Annotated in this window: 17 protein-coding genes; 12 read left to right on the top strand and 5 right to left on the bottom strand. The window is 60.4% G+C overall.

Annotation, left to right across the window (positions count from 1 at the left end; all coding sequences use genetic code 11):
* Positions 1–339 precede the first annotated feature (339 nt).
* The 3 genes from B0D71_RS25190 to B0D71_RS25200 all read left to right on the top strand — a co-directional run bounded on the left by B0D71_RS25190 (position 340) and on the right by B0D71_RS25200 (position 7,080).
* Positions 340–3,615 (top strand): transglutaminase family protein, encoded by a 3,276-nt coding sequence (locus B0D71_RS25190; protein WP_103397118.1) that lies wholly within the window; start codon positions 340–342, stop codon positions 3,613–3,615.
* Between the two features lie 88 nt (positions 3,616–3,703).
* Positions 3,704–6,190, top strand: coding sequence for a circularly permuted type 2 ATP-grasp protein (locus tag B0D71_RS25195; protein ID WP_103397119.1), 2,487 nt, complete (start codon positions 3,704–3,706; stop codon positions 6,188–6,190).
* The gene (locus B0D71_RS25200) at positions 6,190–7,080 is read left to right on the top strand and encodes a transglutaminase family protein (RefSeq protein WP_103397120.1); all 891 of its coding nucleotides are present in this window, start codon (positions 6,190–6,192) and stop codon (positions 7,078–7,080) included. The genes B0D71_RS25195 and B0D71_RS25200 overlap by 1 nt, the downstream gene beginning before the upstream one ends.
* A gap of 160 nt (positions 7,081–7,240) precedes the next feature.
* Here B0D71_RS25200 and B0D71_RS25205 read toward each other — a convergent pair whose 3' ends face one another.
* Positions 7,241–7,420 carry a hypothetical protein gene (locus B0D71_RS25205; protein WP_103397121.1) on the bottom strand — a complete coding sequence of 60 codons (180 nt, stop codon included), beginning with the start codon at positions 7,418–7,420 and terminating at the stop codon, positions 7,241–7,243.
* 68 nt (positions 7,421–7,488) lie between these two features.
* Entirely contained in the window at positions 7,489–8,076 is a 588-nt protein-coding gene (locus B0D71_RS25210) for an LOG family protein (RefSeq protein WP_103397122.1), read from the bottom strand.
* Positions 8,077–8,421: 345 nt separating this feature from the next.
* Here B0D71_RS25210 and azu point away from each other — a divergent pair, with 345 nt between their 5' ends.
* Positions 8,422–8,868 carry an azurin gene (azu, locus tag B0D71_RS25215; RefSeq protein ID WP_085727283.1) on the top strand — a complete coding sequence of 149 codons (447 nt, stop codon included), beginning with the start codon at positions 8,422–8,424 and terminating at the stop codon, positions 8,866–8,868.
* A gap of 170 nt (positions 8,869–9,038) precedes the next feature.
* Here azu and nadE read toward each other — a convergent pair whose 3' ends face one another.
* The 3 genes from nadE to B0D71_RS25230 all read right to left on the bottom strand — a co-directional run bounded on the left by nadE (position 9,039) and on the right by B0D71_RS25230 (position 12,207).
* Positions 9,039–9,866, bottom strand: a complete 828-nt coding sequence (gene nadE, locus B0D71_RS25220) for an ammonia-dependent NAD(+) synthetase (RefSeq protein WP_103397123.1) — start codon at positions 9,864–9,866, stop codon at positions 9,039–9,041.
* A gap of 4 nt (positions 9,867–9,870) precedes the next feature.
* Positions 9,871–11,097 carry a nicotinate phosphoribosyltransferase gene (gene pncB, locus B0D71_RS25225; RefSeq protein ID WP_103397124.1) on the bottom strand — a complete coding sequence of 409 codons (1,227 nt, stop codon included), beginning with the start codon at positions 11,095–11,097 and terminating at the stop codon, positions 9,871–9,873.
* 204 nt (positions 11,098–11,301) lie between these two features.
* Positions 11,302–12,207 (bottom strand): LysR family transcriptional regulator, encoded by a 906-nt coding sequence (locus B0D71_RS25230; protein ID WP_103397125.1) that lies wholly within the window; start codon positions 12,205–12,207, stop codon positions 11,302–11,304.
* A 175-nt stretch (positions 12,208–12,382) separates the two neighbouring features.
* On the opposite strand from B0D71_RS25230, the gene amaB reads away from it, so the two are divergent.
* From amaB to B0D71_RS25280, 8 genes are all read left to right on the top strand, one after another.
* Positions 12,383–13,873: an L-piperidine-6-carboxylate dehydrogenase gene (amaB, locus tag B0D71_RS25235; protein ID WP_103397126.1), complete on the top strand. Its 1,491-nt coding sequence runs from the start codon at positions 12,383–12,385 to the stop codon at positions 13,871–13,873.
* A 155-nt stretch (positions 13,874–14,028) separates the two neighbouring features.
* On the top strand, positions 14,029–15,312 hold the full coding sequence (amaA, locus tag B0D71_RS25240) for an L-pipecolate oxidase (RefSeq protein ID WP_103397127.1): 1,284 nt from the start codon (positions 14,029–14,031) through the stop codon (positions 15,310–15,312).
* Between the two features lie 363 nt (positions 15,313–15,675).
* Positions 15,676–16,809: an ABC transporter substrate-binding protein gene (locus B0D71_RS25245; RefSeq protein WP_103397128.1), complete on the top strand. Its 1,134-nt coding sequence runs from the start codon at positions 15,676–15,678 to the stop codon at positions 16,807–16,809.
* A 250-nt stretch (positions 16,810–17,059) separates the two neighbouring features.
* The gene (locus tag B0D71_RS25250) at positions 17,060–17,974 is read left to right on the top strand and encodes an ABC transporter permease subunit (RefSeq protein WP_103397129.1); all 915 of its coding nucleotides are present in this window, start codon (positions 17,060–17,062) and stop codon (positions 17,972–17,974) included.
* A 3-nt stretch (positions 17,975–17,977) separates the two neighbouring features.
* Positions 17,978–19,261, top strand: a complete 1,284-nt coding sequence (gene livM / locus B0D71_RS25255; protein ID WP_103397130.1) for a high-affinity branched-chain amino acid ABC transporter permease LivM — start codon at positions 17,978–17,980, stop codon at positions 19,259–19,261.
* Positions 19,258–20,130 carry an ABC transporter ATP-binding protein gene (locus tag B0D71_RS25260; protein ID WP_103397131.1) on the top strand — a complete coding sequence of 291 codons (873 nt, stop codon included), beginning with the start codon at positions 19,258–19,260 and terminating at the stop codon, positions 20,128–20,130. The genes livM and B0D71_RS25260 overlap by 4 nt, the downstream gene beginning before the upstream one ends.
* Positions 20,127–20,843, top strand: a complete 717-nt coding sequence (locus tag B0D71_RS25265) for an ABC transporter ATP-binding protein (protein ID WP_103397132.1) — start codon at positions 20,127–20,129, stop codon at positions 20,841–20,843. The genes B0D71_RS25260 and B0D71_RS25265 overlap by 4 nt, the downstream gene beginning before the upstream one ends.
* Before the next feature lie 852 nt (positions 20,844–21,695).
* A complete protein-coding gene (locus B0D71_RS25280; protein WP_103397135.1) occupies positions 21,696–22,457 on the top strand; it encodes an SDR family oxidoreductase in 762 nt (253 codons plus the stop codon).
* The last annotated feature ends 104 nt before the right edge of the window (positions 22,458–22,561 follow it).

Genomic DNA, 22,561 nt, shown 5'->3' on the forward strand with positions numbered 1-22,561 from the left:
GCGCTAGAGCTGAACAGAACGCCAACCTTCGGGTTGGCGTTTTGCATTTCTGGATTCAAGAAGTGTATCGGGGCAACAGGCCCGTTCGCGAGCAGGCTCGCTCCTACAATGAAATGCATTCCCCCTGTAGGAGCGAGCCTGAACTCGCGATGAGGCCGGAACTGGCAACCAATTTTTGGTTGATCGCTACATTTATGTGCGCCAGCGCCAAACCATTTCCCTGCATCGCCCGATTTTGGTGCTGTACTGCCTCCTGTAACGGGAGAAAGCGCCAGCACCGCTGGATGGCATAAGTCTTGCGCGCTTTCTCATACGCTCAAGGCTCGCAGGAGGCACGCCGTGTCGATTCATGTCGCATTGCACCACGTCACGCATTACCGCTATGACCGCGCTGTCGAACTCGGCCCGCAGATCGTTCGCCTGCGTCCCGCCGCCCACAGCCGCACGCGGATTCTATCCTATGCGCTGAAAGTCTCCCCTGAGCAGCACTTCATCAACTGGCAGCAGGACCCTCAGGGAAACTACCTGGCGCGGCTGGTGTTCCCGGAGAAAACCGAAGAGCTGCGGATCGAGGTCGATCTGCTGGCAGAGATGGCGATCTTCAATCCATTCGATTTCTTCCTAGAGCCCTACGCGGAAAAAATCCCCTTCGCCTATGCCGCCGATGAGCGCAAGGAGTTGGCGCCGTACCTGGAAACGTTGCCGCTGACGCCGAAGTTCAAGGCCTATCTGGACGGCATCGACCGCACACCGTTGCCGGCCGTGGACTTTCTCGTCGCGCTCAACCAGCGTCTGAGCGAAGACATCGACTACCTGATCCGCATGGAGCCCGGGGTACAAACGCCTGAACACACCCTCGATCAGGCCTCCGGTTCGTGCCGCGATTCCGCGTGGTTGCTGGTGCAACTGCTGCGCAACCTGGGGCTGGCGGCACGTTTCGTGTCGGGCTACTTGATCCAGCTGACCGCCGACGTCAAAAGTCTCGACGGTCCATCCGGTACCGACGTGGATTTCACCGACCTGCACGCCTGGTGCGAGGTGTACTTGCCTGGGGCCGGCTGGATCGGACTGGATGCGACTTCCGGGCTGTTTGCCGGTGAAGGACATATTCCGTTGGCCTGTAGTCCCGATCCATCTTCCGCGGCGCCGATCAGTGGCCTGGTGGAACCCTGCGAGTGCGAATTCAGCCACGAAATGTCCGTGGAGCGGATTTGGGAAGCTCCGCGGGTCACCAAGCCCTACACCGACGACCAGTGGCTGGCGATCCAGGCCCTGGGCCGTCAGATCGATGCCGACCTGCTCGAAGGCGATGTGCGCCTGACCATGGGCGGTGAGCCGACCTTCGTGTCCATCGATGATCCGGACGGCGCCGAGTGGAATACCGCTGCGCTGGGGCCGGATAAACGACGCTTGTCCGCCGAACTGTTCCAGCGCATGCGTAAACACTATGCGCCCCAGGGGCTGGTGCATTTCGGGCAGGGCAAGTGGTATCCCGGCGAGCAACTGCCGCGCTGGTCGCTCAATTGCTACTGGCGCCGTGACGGCGTGCCGGTCTGGCACAACAGCGCGTTGATCGCCGACGAGCAGGAAGATTACGGCGCGGATGGCGCACTGGCCGGGCGTTTTCTCGCGAGTGTCGCCGAGCGTTTGAAGATTCCGACACGCTTTGTGTTTGCGGCCTACGAAGACAATTTCTATTACCTCTGGCGCGAAGGGATGTTGCCGCAGAACGTCAGCGCCGAAGACTCGCGTCTGGAAGAACCGCTGGAGCGTGTGCGTCTGCGCAAAGTGTTTAGCCAAGGCTTGGATAAGGTGATTGGCCAGGTCCTGCCACTGGCGCGCACTGCCAAGGGCGATCAATGGCAGAGCGGCCGCTGGTACCTGCGTGACGAGCATTGCCGATTGGTGCCGGGAGATTCGCCGCTGGGCTATCGCTTGCCGCTGGGCTCGCAACCGTGGGTGAAAGCGGCGGAGTATCCGTTCATTCATCCGCAAGACCCGAATCAAGACTTCCTGCCGCTGCCCGACACTGCGCAGCTGCAAAGCCAAACCGAGGCTGCCCAGGTGCAAGACCGCGCCCCGAAGCTCGGCGAATCCGCCGACTGGCTGACCCGCACCGCCTTCTGCGCTGAAGCGCGGGAAGGCCGGCTGTACCTGTTCATGCCGCCGCTGGAGCGGGTCGAGGATTACCTCGAACTGGTCGCTGCCATCGAAGCCACCGCCGAAGAACTGCTGTGCCCGGTGTTGCTGGAGGGCTACGAACCGCCGAGTGATCCACGCTTGAGCAATTTCCGCATCACCCCCGATCCCGGGGTGATCGAGGTCAACGTGCAGCCTTCCGCGACCTGGGATGAATTGGTCGAGCGCACCGAATTCCTCTACGAGGAAGCTCGCCAGACCCGGCTGACCACCGAGAAATTCATGATCGACGGCCGGCATACCGGTACGGGCGGTGGTAATCATTTCGTGCTGGGCGGCGCGACACCGGGGGACTCGCCGTTTCTGCGTCGTCCGGACCTGCTGCGCAGCCTGATCAGCTACTGGCACAACCATCCGTCGTTGTCCTACCTGTTTTCCGGATTGTTCATCGGCCCGACATCCCAGGCGCCGCGGGTCGACGAGGCGCGCAACGATGCCTTGTATGAACTGGAAATTGCCTTCGCGCAGATGCCTGAAGCGGGGGAGGAATGTCCGCCATGGTTAGTGGATCGTCTGCTGCGCAACCTGCTGATCGATGTGACCGGCAATACCCATCGCGCCGAGTTCTGTATCGACAAACTCTACTCCCCTGACGGCGCCACCGGGCGCCTCGGATTGCTGGAGCTGCGGGCGTTCGAGATGCCTCCCCATGCGCGCATGAGCCTGGCGCAACAATTGTTGCTGCGGGCGCTGGTTGCGCGGTTCTGGCGCGAGCCCTATGCCCCGCCGAAACTGGCGCGCTGGGGCACGGAGCTGCACGATCGCTTCCTGCTGCCGCACTTTATCGAGCAAGACTTTGCCGATGTCATCGTCGACCTCAACGCCGCCGGTTATCCGGTGCGGGCCGAATGGTTCGCCGCGCATCTGGAGTTTCGTTTTCCCAAGGTTGGCGATTACGCCGTCAGTGGTATTGCGCTGGAGCTGCGCCAGGCGCTCGAACCCTGGCACGTGCTGGGTGAAGAGGGTGCCATGGGTGGCACGGTGCGTTACGTGGATTCGTCGCTGGAGCGTTTGCAGGTCAAGCTCAACGGCTTGCCGCCCCAGCGTTATCTGCTGACTTGCAACGGCGTACCGGTGCCATTGCAGCCGACCGGACGTGTAGGCGAATTCGTCGCTGGCGTGCGTTTTCGTGCGTGGCAACCGGCCAACTGCCTGCAACCGACCATTCCGGTCCATGCGCCGCTGGTGTTCGACCTGCTCGACACCTGGATGCAGCGTTCGCTGGGTGGTTGCCAGTACCACGTCGCCCATCCGGGCGGGCGCAATTACGACAGTTTGCCGGTCAATGCCAACGAGGCTGAGAGCCGGCGGATGGCGCGTTTTTTCCGCATCGGACATACGCCGGGGAAACTTCCTGTCCCGATTGTGGAAATTAACGATGAGTTGCCGATGACACTCGATTTGCGACGTTTCTAAACCGTACGCGACGCCCGTATTTTTCGTCTATCCGGGCGTCACGAGCCTGCGCTAGTCTGACCGTTCATTGCTGTCTGCCGAGCTTTCCATGCCTGACCTGCTAGACCGCTACCCGCTGACGGCGGGCACCTATCACGAACTGCTCGATGACAGTGGCGCCGTGCGCCCGCACTGGCGCCGGCTGTTCGAGCAGTTGCAACGCAGCACACCGGCACAACTGGTGCAGCGTCAGGCGCTGTTGACCCGGCAAATCCAGGAAAACGGCGTTACCTACAACGTTTATGCCGACCCCAAGGGCGCGGACCGGCCGTGGGAGCTTGACCTGCTGCCCCATGTCATCGCGGCTGATGAGTGGCAGCAGTTGTCGGCCGGCATCGCGCAACGGGCGCGCTTGCTCAATGCGGTGCTGGCTGATCTTTACGGCCCACAACGCCTGATTGCCGAAGGTCTGCTGCCGGCGGAGCTGGTGTTCGGTCACAACAACTTCCTTTGGCCCTGTCAGGGCATCAGCCCGCCTGACGGAGCCTTTCTGCACCTGTATGCCGTGGATCTGGCGCGCACACCCGATGGCCGCTGGTGGGTGACGGCGGATCGTACCCAGGCGCCTTCGGGGGCCGGGTATGCGCTGGAAAACCGCACCATCGTGTCCCGGGCCTTTCCTGAGTTGTACCGCGATCTGAAAGTGCAGCACCTGGCCGGGTTTTTCCGCACCTTGCAGGAAACCCTGGCTCGTCAGGCCCCGAGCGATGGGGGCGCACCGTTGGTGGTGCTGCTGACGCCGGGGCGTTTCAACGAAAGCTATTTCGAACATCTGTATCTGGCTCGCCAGCTCGGGTATCCGCTGGTGGAGGGTGGCGACCTGACGGTGCGCGACGCCACGGTCTACCTCAAGACCCTGAGTGGTCTGCGTCGTGTGCACGCGATCATGCGTCGGCTCGATGACGATTTCTGCGACCCGCTGGAGCTGCGTACCGACTCAGCCCTCGGCGTGCCGGGCCTTCTGGAAGCCGTGCGCCAGGGGCGGGTGCTGGTGGCCAATGCGCTGGGCAGCGGTGTGTTGGAGTCGCCGGGGTTGTTGGGTTTCCTGCCGAAGATCAATCAATTCCTGTTCGGCGAAGAACTGATCCTGCCATCCATCGCCACCTGGTGGTGCGGTGAAACGCCGGTCTTGGCCCAGGCCCTGGAAAAACTGCCGGAGCTGTTGATCAAACCGGCGTTTCCGTCCCAGAGCTTTGCGCCGGTATTTGGCCGTGATTTGAGTGATAAGCAGCGCCAGGAGCTCGCCGAGCGCATGCAGGCACGGCCATACGCTTATGTGGCGCAAGAACTCGCGCAATTGTCCCAGGCGCCGATCTGGCAAGCCGAAGACGGTCAACTGCAGCCCCGAGCTATCGGTATGCGTGTGTATGCGGTGGCCAGTCGCGAGGGTTATCGGGTACTGCCCGGTGGCTTGACCCGGGTCGCCGCGCAAGCCGATGCCGAAGTAGTGTCGATGCAGCGCGGCGGCGCCAGCAAGGACACCTGGGTGCTGGGCGATCGTGCGCCCAGCGGCGAACAATGGAAGGCCCAGCGCAACATCGGTGTGCATGATCTGGTGCGGCGCGATCCTTACCTGCCGTCGCGGGTGGTGGAAAACCTGTTCTGGTTTGGCCGTTACTGCGAACGTTGCGATGACAGTGCCCGTTTGCTGCGCATCATGCTGGCGCGCTATGTCGACGGCGACGACCCGCAAGCCCTGCAGGCCGCGGTCGATCTTGGCGAACGGCTAATGCTGCTGCCCGATGAGGGCGAGTTGCCGGAGCGCCTGTTGGCGGCGTTGCTCGGCGATGACTGGCCGTTCAGCCTGCGCTCCAACCTGCAACGCTTGCAGTGGGCTGCTTCACAGGTGCGCGGCAAGCTCTCGCGGGAAAACTGGCAGGCGCTGGTGGAGTTGCAGCGCGAAGCCATGGAGCTGGAAACCGAAGAACCGGATTTCGGCGAGTTGCTGGATTTTCTCAACCGTCTGGTGATGTCCCTGGCGGCGTTGTCCGGCTTTGCCCTGGACGACATGACCCGGGACGAAGGCTGGCGTTTCCTGATGATTGGCCGGCGGATCGAGCGTCTGCAATTTCTCAGTGGCAGCCTGGCGGCGTTCTTGCGGGGCGCCGGGGCTTTCGATCAGGCCGGGCTGGAATGGTTGCTGGAACTGGGTAACAGCAGTATTACCTATCGTTCCCGCTACCTGGCGGTGGCGCAGTTGATCCCGGTACTCGACCTGCTGTTGCTCGACGAGCAGAACCCTCACGCCGTGTTGTTTCAGTTGAAACTGGTGACCCGCACCCTCAAACGCCTCAACGATGACTTTGGCGTGCCGCGCGAAGCAGCGCTGCCGCAATTGGTGGAGCGCCTGGCGCGATTCGATCTGGGTTGCCTGGAAAACCCGCTGTTCGGTGACGCCAGTGTGCGCGCCGCCATCGAGGGGCTGGCCGCGCTGCTGCAAGAGATCGCCGACGCCAGCGGCCAAGTTTCCGATCGCCTGGCGCTGCGGCATTTCGCCCATGTCGATGATGTCAGCCAGCGCACGGTGTCCGTCTGATGAGCGCCCACTACCAGATTTTTCACGACACCCATTATCACTACGACAGCCCGGTGTCCCTGGCCCAGCAACTGGCGCATTTGTGGCCACGGCCTTGTGCCTGGCAGCGCTGTACCGACCAGCAATTGCTGATCAGCCCGCAGCCGAACTCGCGTCGCGATGAACTGGATGTGTTCGGCAATCCGCTGACCCGGCTGGCGTTCGAGCGTCCCCACGATGAATTGTTGGTCAACGCCAGCCTGACCATTGAAGTGCTGCCCCGACCTTCATTGGACTTCAGTCTGTCGCCAGCGTGGGAAGAGACCCGTAGCGCGCTGACCTACAGCAGCCAACCGCTGACGCCCGAGCTGCTAGAAGCCTGCCGATACCGCTTTGAATCGCCGTATGTGCATTTGAAGAGAAACTTCGTCGAGTTTTCGCAAAGCTGTTTTCCGCCCGGCCGACCGTTGTTGCTCGGCGTGCAGGCGCTGATGGAGAAAATCTTCAGCGAGTTCACCTTCGATGCCGAAGCGACCCAGGTGGCGACGCCGCTGGTGGAGGTGCTGGAGCGCCGACGCGGGGTCTGCCAGGACTTTGCTCACCTGATGCTCGCTTGCGTGCGTTCCAGAGGGTTGGCGGCGCGGTATATCAGCGGTTACTTGTTGACCCAGCCACCACCGGGGCAGCCACGGCTGATCGGCGCTGATGCGTCCCACGCCTGGGTCTCGGTATTTTGCCCGGTGCTGGGGTGGGTGGATTTCGATCCGACCAACAATGTGCAACCGGCGCTGGAGCACATCACCCTGGCCTGGGGCCGGGACTTTTCGGATGTGTCGCCGTTGCGGGGGGTGATTCTGGGAGGGGGTAATCATGACCCGGAAGTTCGGGTAACGGTGATGCCACTGGATTAACTAAAATCAACTGTAGGAGCGAGCTTGCTCGCGATGGACGTCAACGATGACGCGTTCTGTCTGGAAAAACGCGCTGTCTTCGATACCTTCGCGAGCAAGCTCGCTCCTACACGGGACACAGATCCGGTGGGACTGATCAGATCAACCGGCCCGGAGGTTCTCAGGCGTCGGGCGCCGGGTCTTTCGGTGCATCAACATCATCTTCTGCCGCCACTTCACCCTCAGGGTTCAGTGCCGATTCTTCAGCTGTAGCTTTCTTGCGCTGAAGCTTTTCCTCTTTCTTCTGCTCCTTGGCCAAGTCTCTCTGACGTTTGGCGAAGGAATAATTAGGTTTAGCCATGGGCGATCCTCTTGGGTCGAAGGTGAGGTTGAGCGGCGCATATTCTGCCCTGTATCGGTGCCGAGCCGTTAGCTGGGTTTTTGCTCGGCCCATTTTGGCGCTACGGACGGTTGCCAGGCATCCAGTGCATCGAGCAGGGTTTGCGGTGATTCGCTCACTTGCAGCATGTCACGGTGCTGCCCGCGAACGAAGCCTTCGCCGACGATGTGATCGAGAAAAGACGTCAATTTGCTGTAGAAACCGTTCACTTCCAGCAAACCCAGCGGTTTGCCGTGGTAGCCGAGCTGGCCCCAGGTCCAGACTTCGAACAGTTCTTCCAGGGTGCCAAGGCCGCCGGGCAGCGCGATAAAGGCATCGCTAAGCTCAGCCATTCGGGCCTTGCGCGCGTGCATGCCATCGACGACTTCCAGGCGAGTCAGGCCGCTGTGGCCGATTTCCTTGTCCTTGAGGCTTTGCGGGATGATGCCGATCACTTCACCGCCGGCCGCCAGGGCTGCGTCGGCGACGATTCCCATCAGGCCCACGGCGCCGCCGCCATAAACGAGGGTCAGCTTGCGCTCGGCCAGAGCCCGGCCAAGGGTCACGGCGGCTTCGCGGTAAGCCGGGTTGGTGCCGGTGCTGGCGCCACAAAATACACAAACAGATGCTAAAGACATGCCTTGCTCCTTGGTCGATCAGGGCCACAGAGTAAAGGCAGGCGCACCGTACTCCAAGGGCTAGACTTGGTGTTCCTGGGTTTCGTAAGTACCGCTGGCGCCGCAAGCGTAGGCGGCCAGCAAACTGCACAACAGACTGTTGATCGACATGACAGATGTTCCATTTGAAGGGGGGACGGCCTGATGATAGGCCCGGACCAGACCCTTGGCCGGTAGATAGTTTGCATCGGGTTCATAGCCCGAAAGTTGTATACAATTTTTGATTCAAGTCATATGAACTTGCGAAGTTTTCAGGCAGTCTTCTGTTCATTCGCGATTTCGTTAACCCTGCCTTGGAGATTCACCATGTTTGCCAAACTCGCTGCGGTATCCCTGTTGACACTGGCCAGCAGCCAACTGATGGCTGCCGAGTGCAAGACCACCATTGACTCCACCGATCAAATGGCCTTCAGCACCAAGGCCATTGAGATCGACAAGAGCTGCAAGACCTTCACCGTCGAGCTGACCCACTCCGGCAGCCTGCCGAAAAACGTCATGGGCCATAACTTTGTGCTGAGCAAAGAAGCCGACATGCAGCCGATCGCCACCGACGGCCTGAGCGCCGGCATCGACAAGAACTACCTGAAGGAAGGCGACGCCCGTGTGATCGCCCACACCAAGATCATCGGCGCCAAGGAAACCGACTCGGTGACCTTCGATGTGTCCAAGCTGGATGCGGCTGAAAAATACGGCTTCTTCTGTTCGTTCCCGGGCCACATCTCGATGATGAAAGGCACCGTGACCCTGAAGTAAGCAGGTTCACCGCGTCATCGTTCTTCGCGAGCAGGCTCGCTCCCACAATTAGACCGCGATCAAATGTGGGAGCCCGCTCGCGAAGGGGTCATCTGCATCAATGAATCTAACGGCCAAAGAAAAACCCGCTGAGGTTCGCTCCTCAGCGGGCTTTTTCATTCACTCACGCCTCAAGGCGCAAACGGCATCACCCGCTTGTGATGGGTCTTGTTGTACGTGTCGCAAATAATCTTGAACGCTTCCTCGCGCACCGGGTTGCCATGCAGGAAGGCGTCGATCTCGGCGTAGGTCACGCCGTGGGAGGCTTCGTCCGGTTTGCCAGGCGACAGGTCTTCGAGGTCGGCGGTCGGGACTTTCTCCACCAGCGACTCCGGCGCGCCGAAGCTGCGGGCGATGGCACGGACCTGGTTTTTCACCAGGCCACTCAGTGGCGCCAGGTCGCAGGCGCCGTCACCGAATTTGGTGAAGAAGCCCATCACTGCTTCCGCCGCGTGATCGGTGCCGATCACCAGGCCGTGGGCCGCGCCGGCGATGGTGTACTGGGCGACCATGCGCATGCGCGCCTTGGTGTTGCCGAGCACGAAGTCCACCGACACCGCATGTTTGCCTTCGAAGGCCGCCACTTCATTGGCCAGGGCCTTGACCGCCGGGCCGATGTTCACGGTGTGGCGCTCGTCCGGTTTGATGAAGTCCACCGACGCCTGGGCGTCGTGCTCATCGAACTGGGTTTCGTAGGGCAGGCGCACGGCGATGAATTTGTAGGCGGCATCACCGCTGCGCTGACGCAGTTCACGGACGGCGCGTTGGGCCAGCAGGCCGGCGGTCAGGGAGTCGACACCGCCACTGATGCCCAATACCAGGGTCTTGAGCCCGGAGTTGACCAGGCAGTCCTGAATGAAAGTCACCCGTCGGGCGATTTCGGCCTCAAGGGCGGCTTCGTCGGCGAATGGCGGCTGGACCTTGAGCTGTTCAGCAATCTCACGCTGTACGGCTTGCATGAATTCACTCCTTGCTTGATGTACTTGAAAGGGCGGCAGGAACCTGGAAAACGTGTCGCAAGTAAGCGACGAAATTCGGGTCTTTGCAGTGCGTCTTGCCTGGCTCGTCGGAGATCTTCGCCACCGGCTGGCCGTTACAGGCGGTCATTTTAAGCACGATGCTCATCGGTTCGACACCCGCAATATCACAGGTCAGGTTGGTGCCGATGCCGAAGCTGACATTGATCCGACCGCGCAGCGCCCGGAATATCTCCAGGGCCTTGGGCAGGTTCAGGCTGTCGGAGAAGGTCAGCGTCTTGCTCATCGGGTCGATGCCGAGCTTGTGATAGTGGGCGATGGCTTTTTCCGCCCACAGCACCGGATCGCCTGAATCGTGGCGCAAGCCGTCGAAAAGCTTGGCGAAGAACAGATCGAAATCGCCGAGGAAGGCATCCATGGTGATGCAGTCCGTCAGGGCAATCCCCAGCAGGCCACGGTATTCGCGAACCCAGCAATCGAGTGCGGCGATCTGGCTGTCGATCAGCCGCGGGCCGAGTTGCTGGTGGGCCATGATCCATTCATGGGCCATGGTGCCCAGGGGTTTCATGTCCAGTTCCCGGGACAGGTGCACGTTGCTGGTGCCGACGAAGCGTCCGGGGAAATCGTGCTTGAGCACGTTCACCACTTCTTCCTGCACGCGGTAGGAAAAACGGCGACGGGTGCCGAAATCGGCCACCTGCAATTCAGACAATTCATCGCTGCTGGCGTTGACGCTCAGCCAGTCGAACTTGCGGTAGAGCTGCTCGCGGACCTGCTCCAGCACGACTTCGGGGTAGCGGTAGCGGTTGCGCACCTCGCTGACCAGCGCCAGCAGCGGCACTTCGAACAGGATCACATGCAGCCAGGGGCCCCGCAGGCGGATAAACAGCTCACCGTTTTCGACGCCGGTGTGGATGTAGCGCAGATTGAAGCGAAACAAACCGAGAAAACGCAGGAAGTCCGGCTTCAGGAAGCTGATGCGCTCCAGAAAGCTCAACTGGTCGGCGCTCAGGCTCAGTTCGGCCAGGCGCTCGATCTGGAAGCGGATCTCCGCCAGGTACGGGCGCAAGTCCTCACTGTTACGGCAACGAAACTCCCATTCGACTTCGACGTTCGGGTAGTTGTGCAGCACCGCCTGCATCATCGTCAGTTTGTAGAAGTCGGTGTCGAGCAGGTTCTGCACGATACGATCGGCAAACACACTCTCGCTCATAACGGGAATCTCCAGCGTTGACGCGGTATTGATCAGTGGCGTTAGTGGCGCATATCAGTAGCAGGGATTGCCAGCATTTTTTCGATTAAAGCAGACCCCTGTAGGCGCTGGCTTGCCAGCGATGGCGTAACACCAGTCAATGTGGATTTTGAATGTGCCGGCCTCTTCGCTGGCAAGCCAGCTCCTACAGAACCAAGGCGTCCTTCAGGTCGCATCCGGGCTATCAATCTGCTCCAGCATCCACTTCACAAAGTCCCGCACTTTCGGCACTTCCGCCGAATGCTCCGGGTAGGCCAGGTAGTAGGCGTCGCTGCTGGGCATTGCATGCTGCCAGGGAATGACCAGCTTGCCGTCGGCCAGTTCCTCTTCCACCAGAAACCGTGGCAACAGCGCCACGCCGCAACCGACCTGGGCGGCGCGGATGCACATGTAAAAGGTTTCGAAACGCGGGCCGTGGTAGCTGTGCTCGGTGTGGTAGCCCTGGTGGTCGAACCAGTCATGCCAGGCCTGGGGGCGGGAAGCGTTTTGCAGCAGGACCAGGTCGGTCAGTTGCGTCGGATCGGTAAACGGCGTGTCCGGCAAGCTGCCGGGGGCGCAAACCGGCACCAACTCTTCGCCGAACAGCTTCAGGCATTCGGTGCCGGGCCGCGAGCCCTGGCCGAAGTAGAACGCCAGGTCGCTGCGACCTTGCAGCAGATCGTCGGCTTCCTGCTCGCTGCACAGGTCCAGATGAATCGAAGGATGCCGCAGGCGCCAGCCTTTGAGGCGCGGCACCAGCCAGCGCGCGCCGAATGTAGGAGGTGTCGAGACGCGCAAGACTTCGGTTTCACCGCCGTAGGAACGAAGGTAATGGGTCGACATCTCGACTTGCGTGAGGATTTTTCGCACCTCAACCAGATATAGATCGCCGGCCGGCGTCATCTGCAGGCGTCGGCGCACCCGGCGAAACAGCAGGTGCTGCAACAGCTCTTCGAGTTGCGCGACCTGTTTGCTCACGGCACTTTGGGTCAGGTTCAGCTCTTCGGCGGCCCGGGTGAAGCTCAAGTGCCGGGTGACGGCCTCGAAACACTGCAGCGCAGTGATCGATGGCAGGTAGCGTTTATTCAGCATGGGCGGTCCTTGGTTCTTGTTTCTTTATTGCCAGCAATGCACAGCATGAATAAACGGAATGATATCTCTCTTAAAGGTCGTTTGTTGAGTAACCTCCGGGCAGCTAAAACTACAGGTCTGATCAGCCGTGAACTTCCGGCTGCACGTGTTCTGTCTTTTGCTTGAGGAGTGACCCATGGTTGCCGCATTGCTTGATCGTCTAGGTGTGAACCCGGCCCTGTACCAGAACGGCAAAGTGCCGGTGCACTCGCCGATCGATGGCAGCAGGATCGCCGCCGTGAACTGGGAAGGCGCGGCTGAAGTCGAGCAGCACATCAGTCGCGCAGATCATGCGTTCGAACTGTGGCGCAAGGTTCCGGCACCGCGCCGTGGCGAACTGGTGCGGCAATTGGGTGACATCCTGCGTGAATACAAGGCCGACCTCGGCGAGCTGGTGTCCTGGGAGGCCGGCAAGATCACCCAGGAAGGCCTGGGTGAAGTTCAGGAAATGATCGACATCTGCGACTTCGCCGTCGGCCTGTCGCGTCAGTTGTACGGTTTGACCATCGCCTCCGAGCGTCCTGGCCACCACATGCGCGAAACCTGGCATCCGCTGGGCGTCGTCGGTGTGATCAGTGCGTTTAACTTCCCGGTCGCGGTTTGGGCCTGGAACGCCACGCTGGCGCTGGTCTGCGGCAACCCGGTGATCTGGAAGCCGTCGGAAAAGACGCCACTGACCGCACTGGCTTGCCAGGCGCTGTTCGATCGCGTGCTGAAGAACTTCAGCGATGCGCCGCCGCACCTGAGCCAAGTGATTATTGGCGGTCGCGATGCTGGTGAAGCCCTGGTCGATGATCCGCGTGTCGCACTGGTCAGCGCCACCGGCAGCACCCGCATGGGCCGTGAAGTGGCGCCGAAAATCGCCGCGCGCTTCGCCCGCAGCATTCTCGAACTGGGCGGCAACAACGCGATGATCCTCGGCCCAAGCGCCGACCTGGACATGGCCGTTCGCGCAATCCTGTTCAGCGCCGTCGGCACCGCCGGTCAGCGCTGTACCACCCTGCGTCGCCTGATCGCCCATGAATCGGTGAAAGAAGAAATCGTCACCCGCCTGAAAGCTGCGTACTCGAAAGTGCGTATCGGTCATCCGCTGGAAGGCAACCTGATCGGCCCGCTGATCGACAAGCAAAGCTTCGACAACATGCAGGACGCGCTGGAACAGGCCCTGAGCGAAGGCGGCCGGGTGTTTGGCGGTGAGCGCCAACTGGAAGGTCAATTCCCGAATGCCTACTACGTGTCGCCGGCGATCGTCGAAATGCCGGAGCAGAGCGACGTGGTCTGCCACGAAACCTTCGCCCCGATCCTGTACGTGGTCGGCTATACCGACTTCCAGGAAGCCCTGCGCCTGAACAACGCCGTGCCACAAGGCCTGTCCTCGTGCATCTTCACCACCGACGTGCGTGAAGCCGAACAGTTCATGTCGGCAGTGGGCAGCGACTGCGGCATCGCCAACGTCAACATCGGCCCGAGCGGCGCGGAAATCGGTGGTGCGTTCGGTGGCGAGAAAGAAACCGGCGGCGGTCGTGAGTCCGGCTCCGATGCATGGCGCGGCTACATGCGCCGCCAGACCAACACCGTGAACTATTCGCTGGAGTTGCCGTTGGCGCAGGGTATTACGTTCGATTGAATCTCTAATCGAACAACGATCCCCTTGTAGGAGCGAGCTTGCTCGCGAAAAACGTCAGAACAACGCGTTTATGCAGCAAGCACGCGTTATCGTTGGCGTCCATCGCGAGCAGGCTCGCTCCTACAGTTTGTTAGGTTTCTGCCTGGAGTCTGGCAATGCCGTTACGCGAAGAGTGTCTGTGGGAAAAACTGACGCCGCAAAGGCCGGACAATTCGGCCCTTAAGGGTGAGATCACGGTGGATGTCTGCGTGATCGGCGCCGGGTTTACCGGTTTGTCGGCGGCGGTGCATTTGCTGGAGCAAGGTAAAACAGTCTGTGTGCTGGAAGCCCATCGCGCAGGCCACGGCGGCTCAGGGCGCAACGTCGGGTTGGTCAACGCCGGGATGTGGATTCCCCCGGACGAGATCGAAGCCGGGTTCGGCAAGGAGGTCGGCAGTCAGCTCAACCGCATGCTGGGCGCCGCGCCATCACTGGTGTTCAGCCTTGTAGATAAATACAACATCGATTGCCAGTTGCGCCGCGAAGGCACGTTGCACATGGCGCACAACGCCCGTGGCGAAGCCGACTTGCGCAGTCGTGAAGAACAATGGAAGCGACGCGGTGCGCCGGTGGAATTGCTCACCGGTCAGGCCTGCGAGCAAGCCACCGGCACGAAAAAGATCGCCGCTGCGCTGCTCGATCGCCGCGCCGGCACGCTCAACCCGATGGCCTACACCACGGGGCTGGCCAAAGCGGCCATCGGCCTGGGCGGTCAATTATTCGATCATTCCCCGGTCACCCGACTCGAACGTCAGGGCCAGCGCTGGTCAGTGCAAACCGCCCAGGGTTCGGTCATGGCCGAGAAAGTGGTGATTGCCTCCAATGCCTACACCGAGGGCGACTGGACGGAGCTGCGGCGCAATTTCTTCCCCGGTTATTACTACCAGGTGGCCTCTGTCCCGCTGACAGAAGAGGCTGCCCAGCAAATTCTTCCCGGCGGCCAGGGATCCTGGGATACCCGCCAAGTTCTGAGCAGCATCCGTCGGGACAAGGACGGAAGGTTGTTGCTGGGCAGTCTCGGTAATGGCAATCAGAAACCGGCCTGGTTTCTCAAGGCCTGGGCCGACCGAGTGCAACAGCACTATTTCCCCTACCTCAAACAGGTGGAGTGGGAGTGCACCTGGACCGGTTGCATCGCCTTCACCCCCGATCATTTGATGCGCCTGTTCGAACCGGCACCCGGTTTAGTGGCAGTTACCGGTTACAACGGCCGGGGCGTGACCACGGGAACGGTGGTCGGCAAGGCTTTCGCCGACTACCTGTGTAACGGAAATCCTCAAGCGCTACCGATTCCTTTTGCGCCCATGCAGCCATTGGCCGGGGTGGGATTGCGCAGCTGTCTGTATGAGGCGGGATTCTCGCTGTATCACGCAGGCCAGTGCCTGCGGATCGTGATCTGAAGGTTGATTTTTGCAGTGGGAAGCGGCGCTTTTTCGATCTGCAGCTAGCCTGTAGTGGTGCGGGTTGTAGCAGTCCCGCACCAGCAGTGTGCACTTCGGTGACGCACGTTGTTACAGGCTGGTTGCACGTCGTTTAAAGCCGCGGTTGCAATGATGGCGCAGTCGGGTTGCGCCTCAAAAAAATATTGGTTTCACCTTCCGCGGTTTAGACGGTTGCACGCCCAATGAAAATGGGCCCGAAACAGTCGAAATAACAAGAAAGCAGCGACTTTTTTCAGAATAAAAAACCGATGGCACGGCCCTTGCTCTGAGCATTCAGTGAAGTCGCAGTGCTAATTAAAAAAAACCATGGAGCACCACCTCATGTCCCAGACGTTTTACAAGAAAGGCTTTCTGGCCCTCGCAGTGGCAACTGCGTTGGGTGTTTCTGCGTTTGCTCAGGCTGACATCAAGATCGGCGTAGCGGGACCAATGACGGGCGCCAACGCGGCATTTGGCGAACAGTACATGAAGGGTGCACAGGCGGCGGCCGATGCGGTCAACGCAGCAGGCGGCGTGAACGGGGAAAAAATCGTACTGGTCAAGGGCGATGACGCCTGCGAACCGAAACAGGCTGTGACGGTCGCCAAGGACCTGACTAACCAGAAAGTCGCCGGCGTGGTCGGTCACTTCTGCTCCTCGTCGACCATCCCGGCCTCCGAGATCTATGACGAAGCGGGCATCATCGCCATCACTCCAGGCTCCACCAACCCGGCCGTTACCGAACGCGGCCTGAGCGCCATGTTCCGTATGTGCGGTCGTGATGACCAGCAAGGCATCGTGGCCGGCGATTACATCGTCGACGTGCTCAAGGGCAAGAAAGTTGTCGTGCTGCACGACAAGGACACCTACGGCCAGGGCCTGGCGGATGCCACCAAGGCTCAACTGGTCAAGCGCGGCGTAACGCCTGTGCTGTATGAAGGCCTGACCCGTGGCGAGAAAGACTTCAGCACCATCGTGACCAAGATCCGCGGTGCCGGCGCTGATGTCGTCTACTTCGGTGGCCTGCACCCGGAAGCCGGTCCACTGGTGCGTCAACTGCGTGAGCAAGGCCTCAAGGACGTCAAGTTCATGTCCGACGACGGCATCGTGACCGACGAACTGGTAACCACCGCTGGTGGTCCGCAATTCGTTGACGGCGTGCTGATGACCTTCGGCGCCGACCCACGCCTGCTGCCAGACAGCAAGACTGTGGTAGACGCCTTCCGCAAGGCCGGTACCGAGCCTGAAGGCTACACCCTGTACGCCTACGCTTCGGTGCAGACCCTGGCTGCAGCTTTCAACGGCGCCAAGTCCAACAAGGGCGAAGACGCTGCCAAGTGGCTGAAAGCCAATCCGGTCAAGACCGTCATGGGCGAGAAGACCTGGGACTCCAAAGGCGACCTGAAAATCTCCGACTACGTGGTTTACCAGTGGGACAAGGATGGCAAATACCACCAGCTGGAAAAACAGAAGTAAGGGCTGACGCGATCATTTGAGCCGCGCTGCTCCCCTGTAGGAGCGAGCACGCTCGCGAAAAACGTCAACGATAACGCGTGCTTGCTGGTTAAACGCGTTGTCCTCAGGTTCTTCGCGAGCATGCTCGCTCCTACAGGGGGCCGTGGTGGCTTGCCTGATCATGGCTGACATTGCTCCGACGTATATCTGTATTTTCCTTAGAGGAACCGCACAGCCACATGTGCAGGTTCTCATTGCGTGAGATTGCGTTATGGATGGTATTTTCCTGCAGCAACTGGTCAATGGCCTGACCCTCGGGTCGGTCTATGGCCTGATCGCCATCGGCTACACAATGGTCTATGGCATCATCGGCATGATCAACTTCGCCCACGGCGAGGTTTACATGATTTCCGCTTACCTCGCGGCGATCAGTCTGGCTCTGCTGGCTTACTTCGGTATCGAATCTTTCCCGCTGCTGATGCTCGGCACTCTGATTTTCACCATCATCGTCACGGCGGTGTATGGCTGGGTCATCGAGCGTGTCGCCTACAAACCCCTGCGTAACTCCACCCGACTGGCACCGCTGATCAGCGCCATCGGTATTTCCCTGATCCTGCAAAACTATGCACAGATCGCCCAGGGCGCGAAGCAACAAGGGGTGCCCACGCTGCTCACGGGAGCCTGGCGCGTCGAAGTCGGCACAGGTTTTGTGCAGTTGACCTACACCAAGGTCTTCATTCTGGTCGCCGCGTTTGTCGGAATGGGCCTGCTGACCTACATCATCAAGTACACCAAGCTCGGCCGCATGTGCCGTGCAACCCAGCAAGACCGCAAGATGGCTTCGATTCTGGGGATCAACACCGACCGGGTGATTTCCTACGTGTTCATCATCGGTGCAGCGATGGCGGCCTTGGCCGGCGTGCTGATCACCATGAACTACGGCACATTCGACTTCTATGCCGGCTTCATCATCGGGATCAAGGCGTTCACCGCCGCGGTGCTCGGCGGGATTGGCTCACTGCCTGGCGCGATGCTTGGCGGGATCATTCTCGGCATTTCCGAGTCGCTGTTTTCCGGTCTGGTGAACTCGGACTACAAAGACGTTTTCAGCTTCTCGCTGCTGGTCCTCGTTCTGGTCTTTCGGCCTCAAGGCCTGCTCGGCCGTCCTCTTGTGTCGAAGGTGTAAGCGATGTCTTCAACCACTAAAAAAACCATTGATATCAAAAAAAGTCTGGTTGACGCGATTCTTGCCGGCCTCATTGCCCTGATTGTGTTCGGGCCGATTGTCGGCGTCGTTCTCGATGGCTATGGCTTCAACCTGGAAACCACCCGGGTGGCGTGGATCGTGGCGATCGTCATGGCCGGCCGCTTTGCCTTGAGCATGTTCCTGCAGACACCCAAGGGCCTGAAAATCCTCGAGGGCTTTGAAACGACAGGCTCCGGGGTGCATGTGCTGGCGCCCGACTACAAGTCGCGGTTGCGCTGGATCATCCCGCTGGTCATCGTGATTGCCGTGGTGTTCCCGTTTTTCTCCAACTCCTACCTGTTGGGCGTGGTCATCCTCGGGCTGATCTATGTGCTGCTGGGGCTGGGGCTGAACATCGTGGTCGGCCTGGCCGGCCTGCTCGACCTCGGTTACGTGGCGTTCTACGCCATCGGTGCCTACGGTCTGGCGCTCGGTTATCAATACCTGGGCCTGGGCTTCTGGACGGTGCTGCCGCTGGCGGCGATCACCGCCGGTCTGGCTGGTTGCATCCTCGGTTTCCCGGTGCTGCGCCTGCACGGCGACTATCTGGCGATCGTGACCCTGGGCTTCGGTGAAATCATCCGCCTGATCCTCAACAACTGGTTGTCGCTGACTGGCGGCCCGAATGGCATGGCGGCACCACTGCCGACTTTCTTCGGCCTGGAGTTCGGCAAGCGGGCGAAGGATGGCGGCGTGCCGTTCCATGAGTTCTTCGGCCTTACCTACAACCCGGACGTGAAGTACTACTTCATCTACGCGGTGCTGTTCCTGGTGGTACTGGCCGTGCTGTACATCAAGCATCGCCTGACCCGCATGCCAGTCGGCCGCGCCTGGGAAGCCCTGCGAGAAGACGAAATCGCCTGCCGTTCCATGGGCCTGAACCACGTACTGGTCAAGCTCTCGGCGTTCACCATTGGTGCCTCGACGGCCGGTCTGGCCGGCGTGTTCTTCGCCACCTACCAGGGCTTCGTCAACCCGACCTCGTTTACCTTCTTCGAGTCGGCGCTGATCCTTGCCATCGTGGTACTGGGTGGCATGGGTTCGACCATCGGCGTGGTGATTGCAGCCTTTGTGCTGACCGTTGCCCCGGAACTGCTGCGCGGCTTCGCCGAGTACCGCGTGCTGCTGTTCGGCATCCTGATGGTGTTGATGATGATCTGGCGACCGCGCGGCCTGATTCGGATCAGCCGTACCGGTGTGACCCCGCGTAAAGGAGTAGCGCCATGAGCGAAGTCGTACTCAGTGTCGAAAAACTGATGATGCACTTCGGCGGCATCAAGGCGTTGAGCGACGTCAGCCTGAAAGTGCACCGCAACTCGATCTTCGCCCTGATCGGTCCTAACGGCGCCGGCAAAACCACGGTGTTCAACTGCCTGACCGGGTTCTACAAGGCCTCTGGCGGCAAGATCGAACTCAACATCCGTGGGCAACAGACCAACGTCATCAAACTGCTGGGCGAGTCGTTCAAACCAACGGATTTCGTTTCGCCGAAATCCTTCGCCAGTCGGCTGTTCTACAAGGCATTCGGCGGTACCCACCTGGTAAACCGCGCCGGGCTGGCGCGTACGTTCCAGAACATTCGCCTGTTCAAGGAAATGTCGGTGCTGGAAAACCTGCTGGTGGCCCAGCACATGTGGGTCAACCGCAACATGCTGGCCGGCATCCTCAATACCAAGGGCTATCGCAAGGCTGAAAGCGATGCGCTCGACCATGCGTTCTACTGGCTGGAAGTGGTGGACCTGGTGGACTGCGCCAACCGCCTGGCCGGCGAGCTGTCCTACGGTCAGCAACGCCGCCTGGAAATCGCCCGTGCCATGTGCACCCGTCCGCAGATCATCTGCCTCGACGAACCGGCCGCCGGCCTCAACCCTCAGGAAACCGAAGCGCTGAGCGCGATGATCCGGCTGCTGCGCGACGAGCACGATCTGACCGTGGTGCTGATCGAACACGACATGGGCATGGTAATGAGTATTTCCGACCACATCGTGGTGCTGGACCACGGCATCGTCATCGCCGAGGGTGGCCCTGACGACATCCGTAATGACCCGAAAGTGATCGCCGCTTACCTGGGCGCGGACGAAGAGGAGGTGGTATGAGCAAACCCATCCTCGAACTCAAGGAGCTGGACGTGTTTTACGGGCCGATCCAGGCCCTGAAGAAAGTCTCGCTGCACATCAACGAAGGGGAAACCGTCAGCCTTATCGGCTCCAACGGCGCCGGCAAGTCGACCCTGCTGATGTCGATCTTCGGCCAGCCAAGGGCGGCGGACGGGCAGATCCTCTACCAGGGCGTGGACATTACCCACAAGTCGTCCCACTACATCGCCTCCAACGGCATCGCGCAATCGCCGGAAGGGCGGCGGGTGTTCCCCGACATGACAGTCGAGGAAAACCTGCTGATGGGCACTATCCCTATCGGTGACAAGTACGCCAAGGAGGACATGCAGCGCATGTTCCAACTGTTCCCTCGGCTCGAAGAGCGGCGTACCCAGCGTGCGATGACCATGTCGGGCGGCGAGCAGCAAATGCTCGCCATCGCCCGGGCGCTGATGAGCCGGCCCAAGTTATTGCTGCTCGATGAGCCGAGCCTGGGCCTGGCGCCGATCGTGGTGAAGCAGATCTTCGCGACCCTGCGGGAACTGGCCAAGACCGGCATGACCATCTTCCTGGTGGAGCAGAACGCCAACCACGCCCTGCGGTTGTCGGACCGGGCGTACGTGATGGTCAACGGTGAAATCCGCATGACCGGCACCGGCAAGGAGCTGTTGGTCAACGAGGATGTGCGTAACGCCTATCTCGGCGGGCACTGAGTTTCAGTGTTGTACACAAGCCCCGGCGCGCAAGCTCCGGGGCTTTTTTACATCTCCAATCCACCACCAATCCCCCGTAGGAGCGAGCTTGCTCGCGAAGGTCTCCGGGGCAACGCGTTCATCCAGAATGTTCGCGTTATCGTTGACGCCCATCGCGAGCAAGCTCGCTCCTACAGGGTTCGGTGGCGGCATTCGGGGAAATTGTGGAAAACAAAATTTCAGAGCTCCGAAACCGCGACATAAAGCCGCTGCAAATAGTTGTTTTGTCACGGTTTTGACTTGTCCCCGTTTGCTGTGGAACCGGCTGTGAATAACGTGGGAGTAGCTGGCTGGAGGCCTTTGAAACCGTGGTCTGCAGAGGTGTGGCTATTTTTTGATCAAGCGTTTTTGCGCAGCTTGAAGGCCGCGTTGTCAACCTTTTTGTTCGGAGTGAAAGTGTGTGGAATCGGTGTGGGAAAGCCTGTGGATAAGTCTGTGATTAAACTCTGGAAAGACTCCGCTGAAGGCCGTGGTTACTGGCTTGGCGCCATCGCCGGTTTGACCCGTCAGTCATGAAAATGACCAAGGGCTACACAGCGGGCGGTTGAGGGTCAAGCGAAAAAGTTTCAAAACCCCGCGTAAAGCCTTGTGGATAGCGGCTTGCAGCTTTTTCACTTGCCCCCAAAGACTGTGGACCGGCCTGTGGATAACGTGCGCGCACATGGCTGCAGGCCACGCTGGCCAAGGGCTTGCTGGGGTTGAGCGTTTTTTGAACAGTTTGAACGGTGGTTGCCGCTGTGAACAAGGCCGGGCATGCTGCCTGCTGATTTTCTATTCCAATGGCTGGCGATCAGCCGAAGCAAGGAGAACACGATGTCCAACACCCTGTTTATTACCGGCGCGACCTCCGGTTTTGGTGAAGCCTGTGCCCGACGTTTTGCCGAGGCTGGCTGGAAGCTGGTGCTGACAGGCCGTCGTGAAGAGCGCCTCAATGCGCTGTGCGCCGAGCTGTCCAAGCAGACCGAAGTCCATGGCCTGGTGCTCGATGTGCGTGATCGCAAGGCCATGGAGGAGGCGATTGCCAATCTGCCACCATCCTTTGCCAAGCTGCGCGGTTTGATCAACAACGCCGGGCTGGCGCTGGGGGTTGATCCGGCGCCCAAGTGCGACCTGGACGATTGGGACACCATGGTCGATACCAACGTCAAAGGCCTGATGTACAGCACCCGTCTGCTGTTGCCACGCCTGATCGCCCACGGTCGCGGCGCGGGCATCGTCAACCTGGGCTCCATCGCCGGCAACTACCCGTACCCGGGCAGCCACATCTATGGCGCGACCAAGGCGTTCGTCAAACAGTTCTCCCTGAACCTGCGCTGCGACCTGCAAGGCACGGGCGTACGGGTCAGCAACATCGAGCCGGGCCTGTGCGAGAGCGAGTTCTCGCTGGTGCGTTTTGCCGGTGACCAGGAGCGCTACAACGCCACTTACGCCGGCGCCGAGCCGATTCAGCCGCAAGACATCGCCGAGACTATTTTCTGGGTGCTCAATGCCCCGGCGCACATCAACATCAACAGTCTGGAGCTGATGCCGGTGAGCCAGACCTGGGCCGGGTTTGCTATTGATCGCAAGTCTTAATGGTGGCGAGGGGGCTTGCCCCCCCGTTCGGCTGCGAAGCAGTCGCAAACCGGTGGATGAAGTACATCTGAAAAATTGAGCGCTATGGTTTCGGGGCTGCTCCG

Source organism: Pseudomonas laurylsulfativorans, from assembly GCF_002906155.1.
In the GTDB taxonomy this organism is placed as follows: domain Bacteria; phylum Pseudomonadota; class Gammaproteobacteria; order Pseudomonadales; family Pseudomonadaceae; genus Aquipseudomonas; species Aquipseudomonas laurylsulfativorans.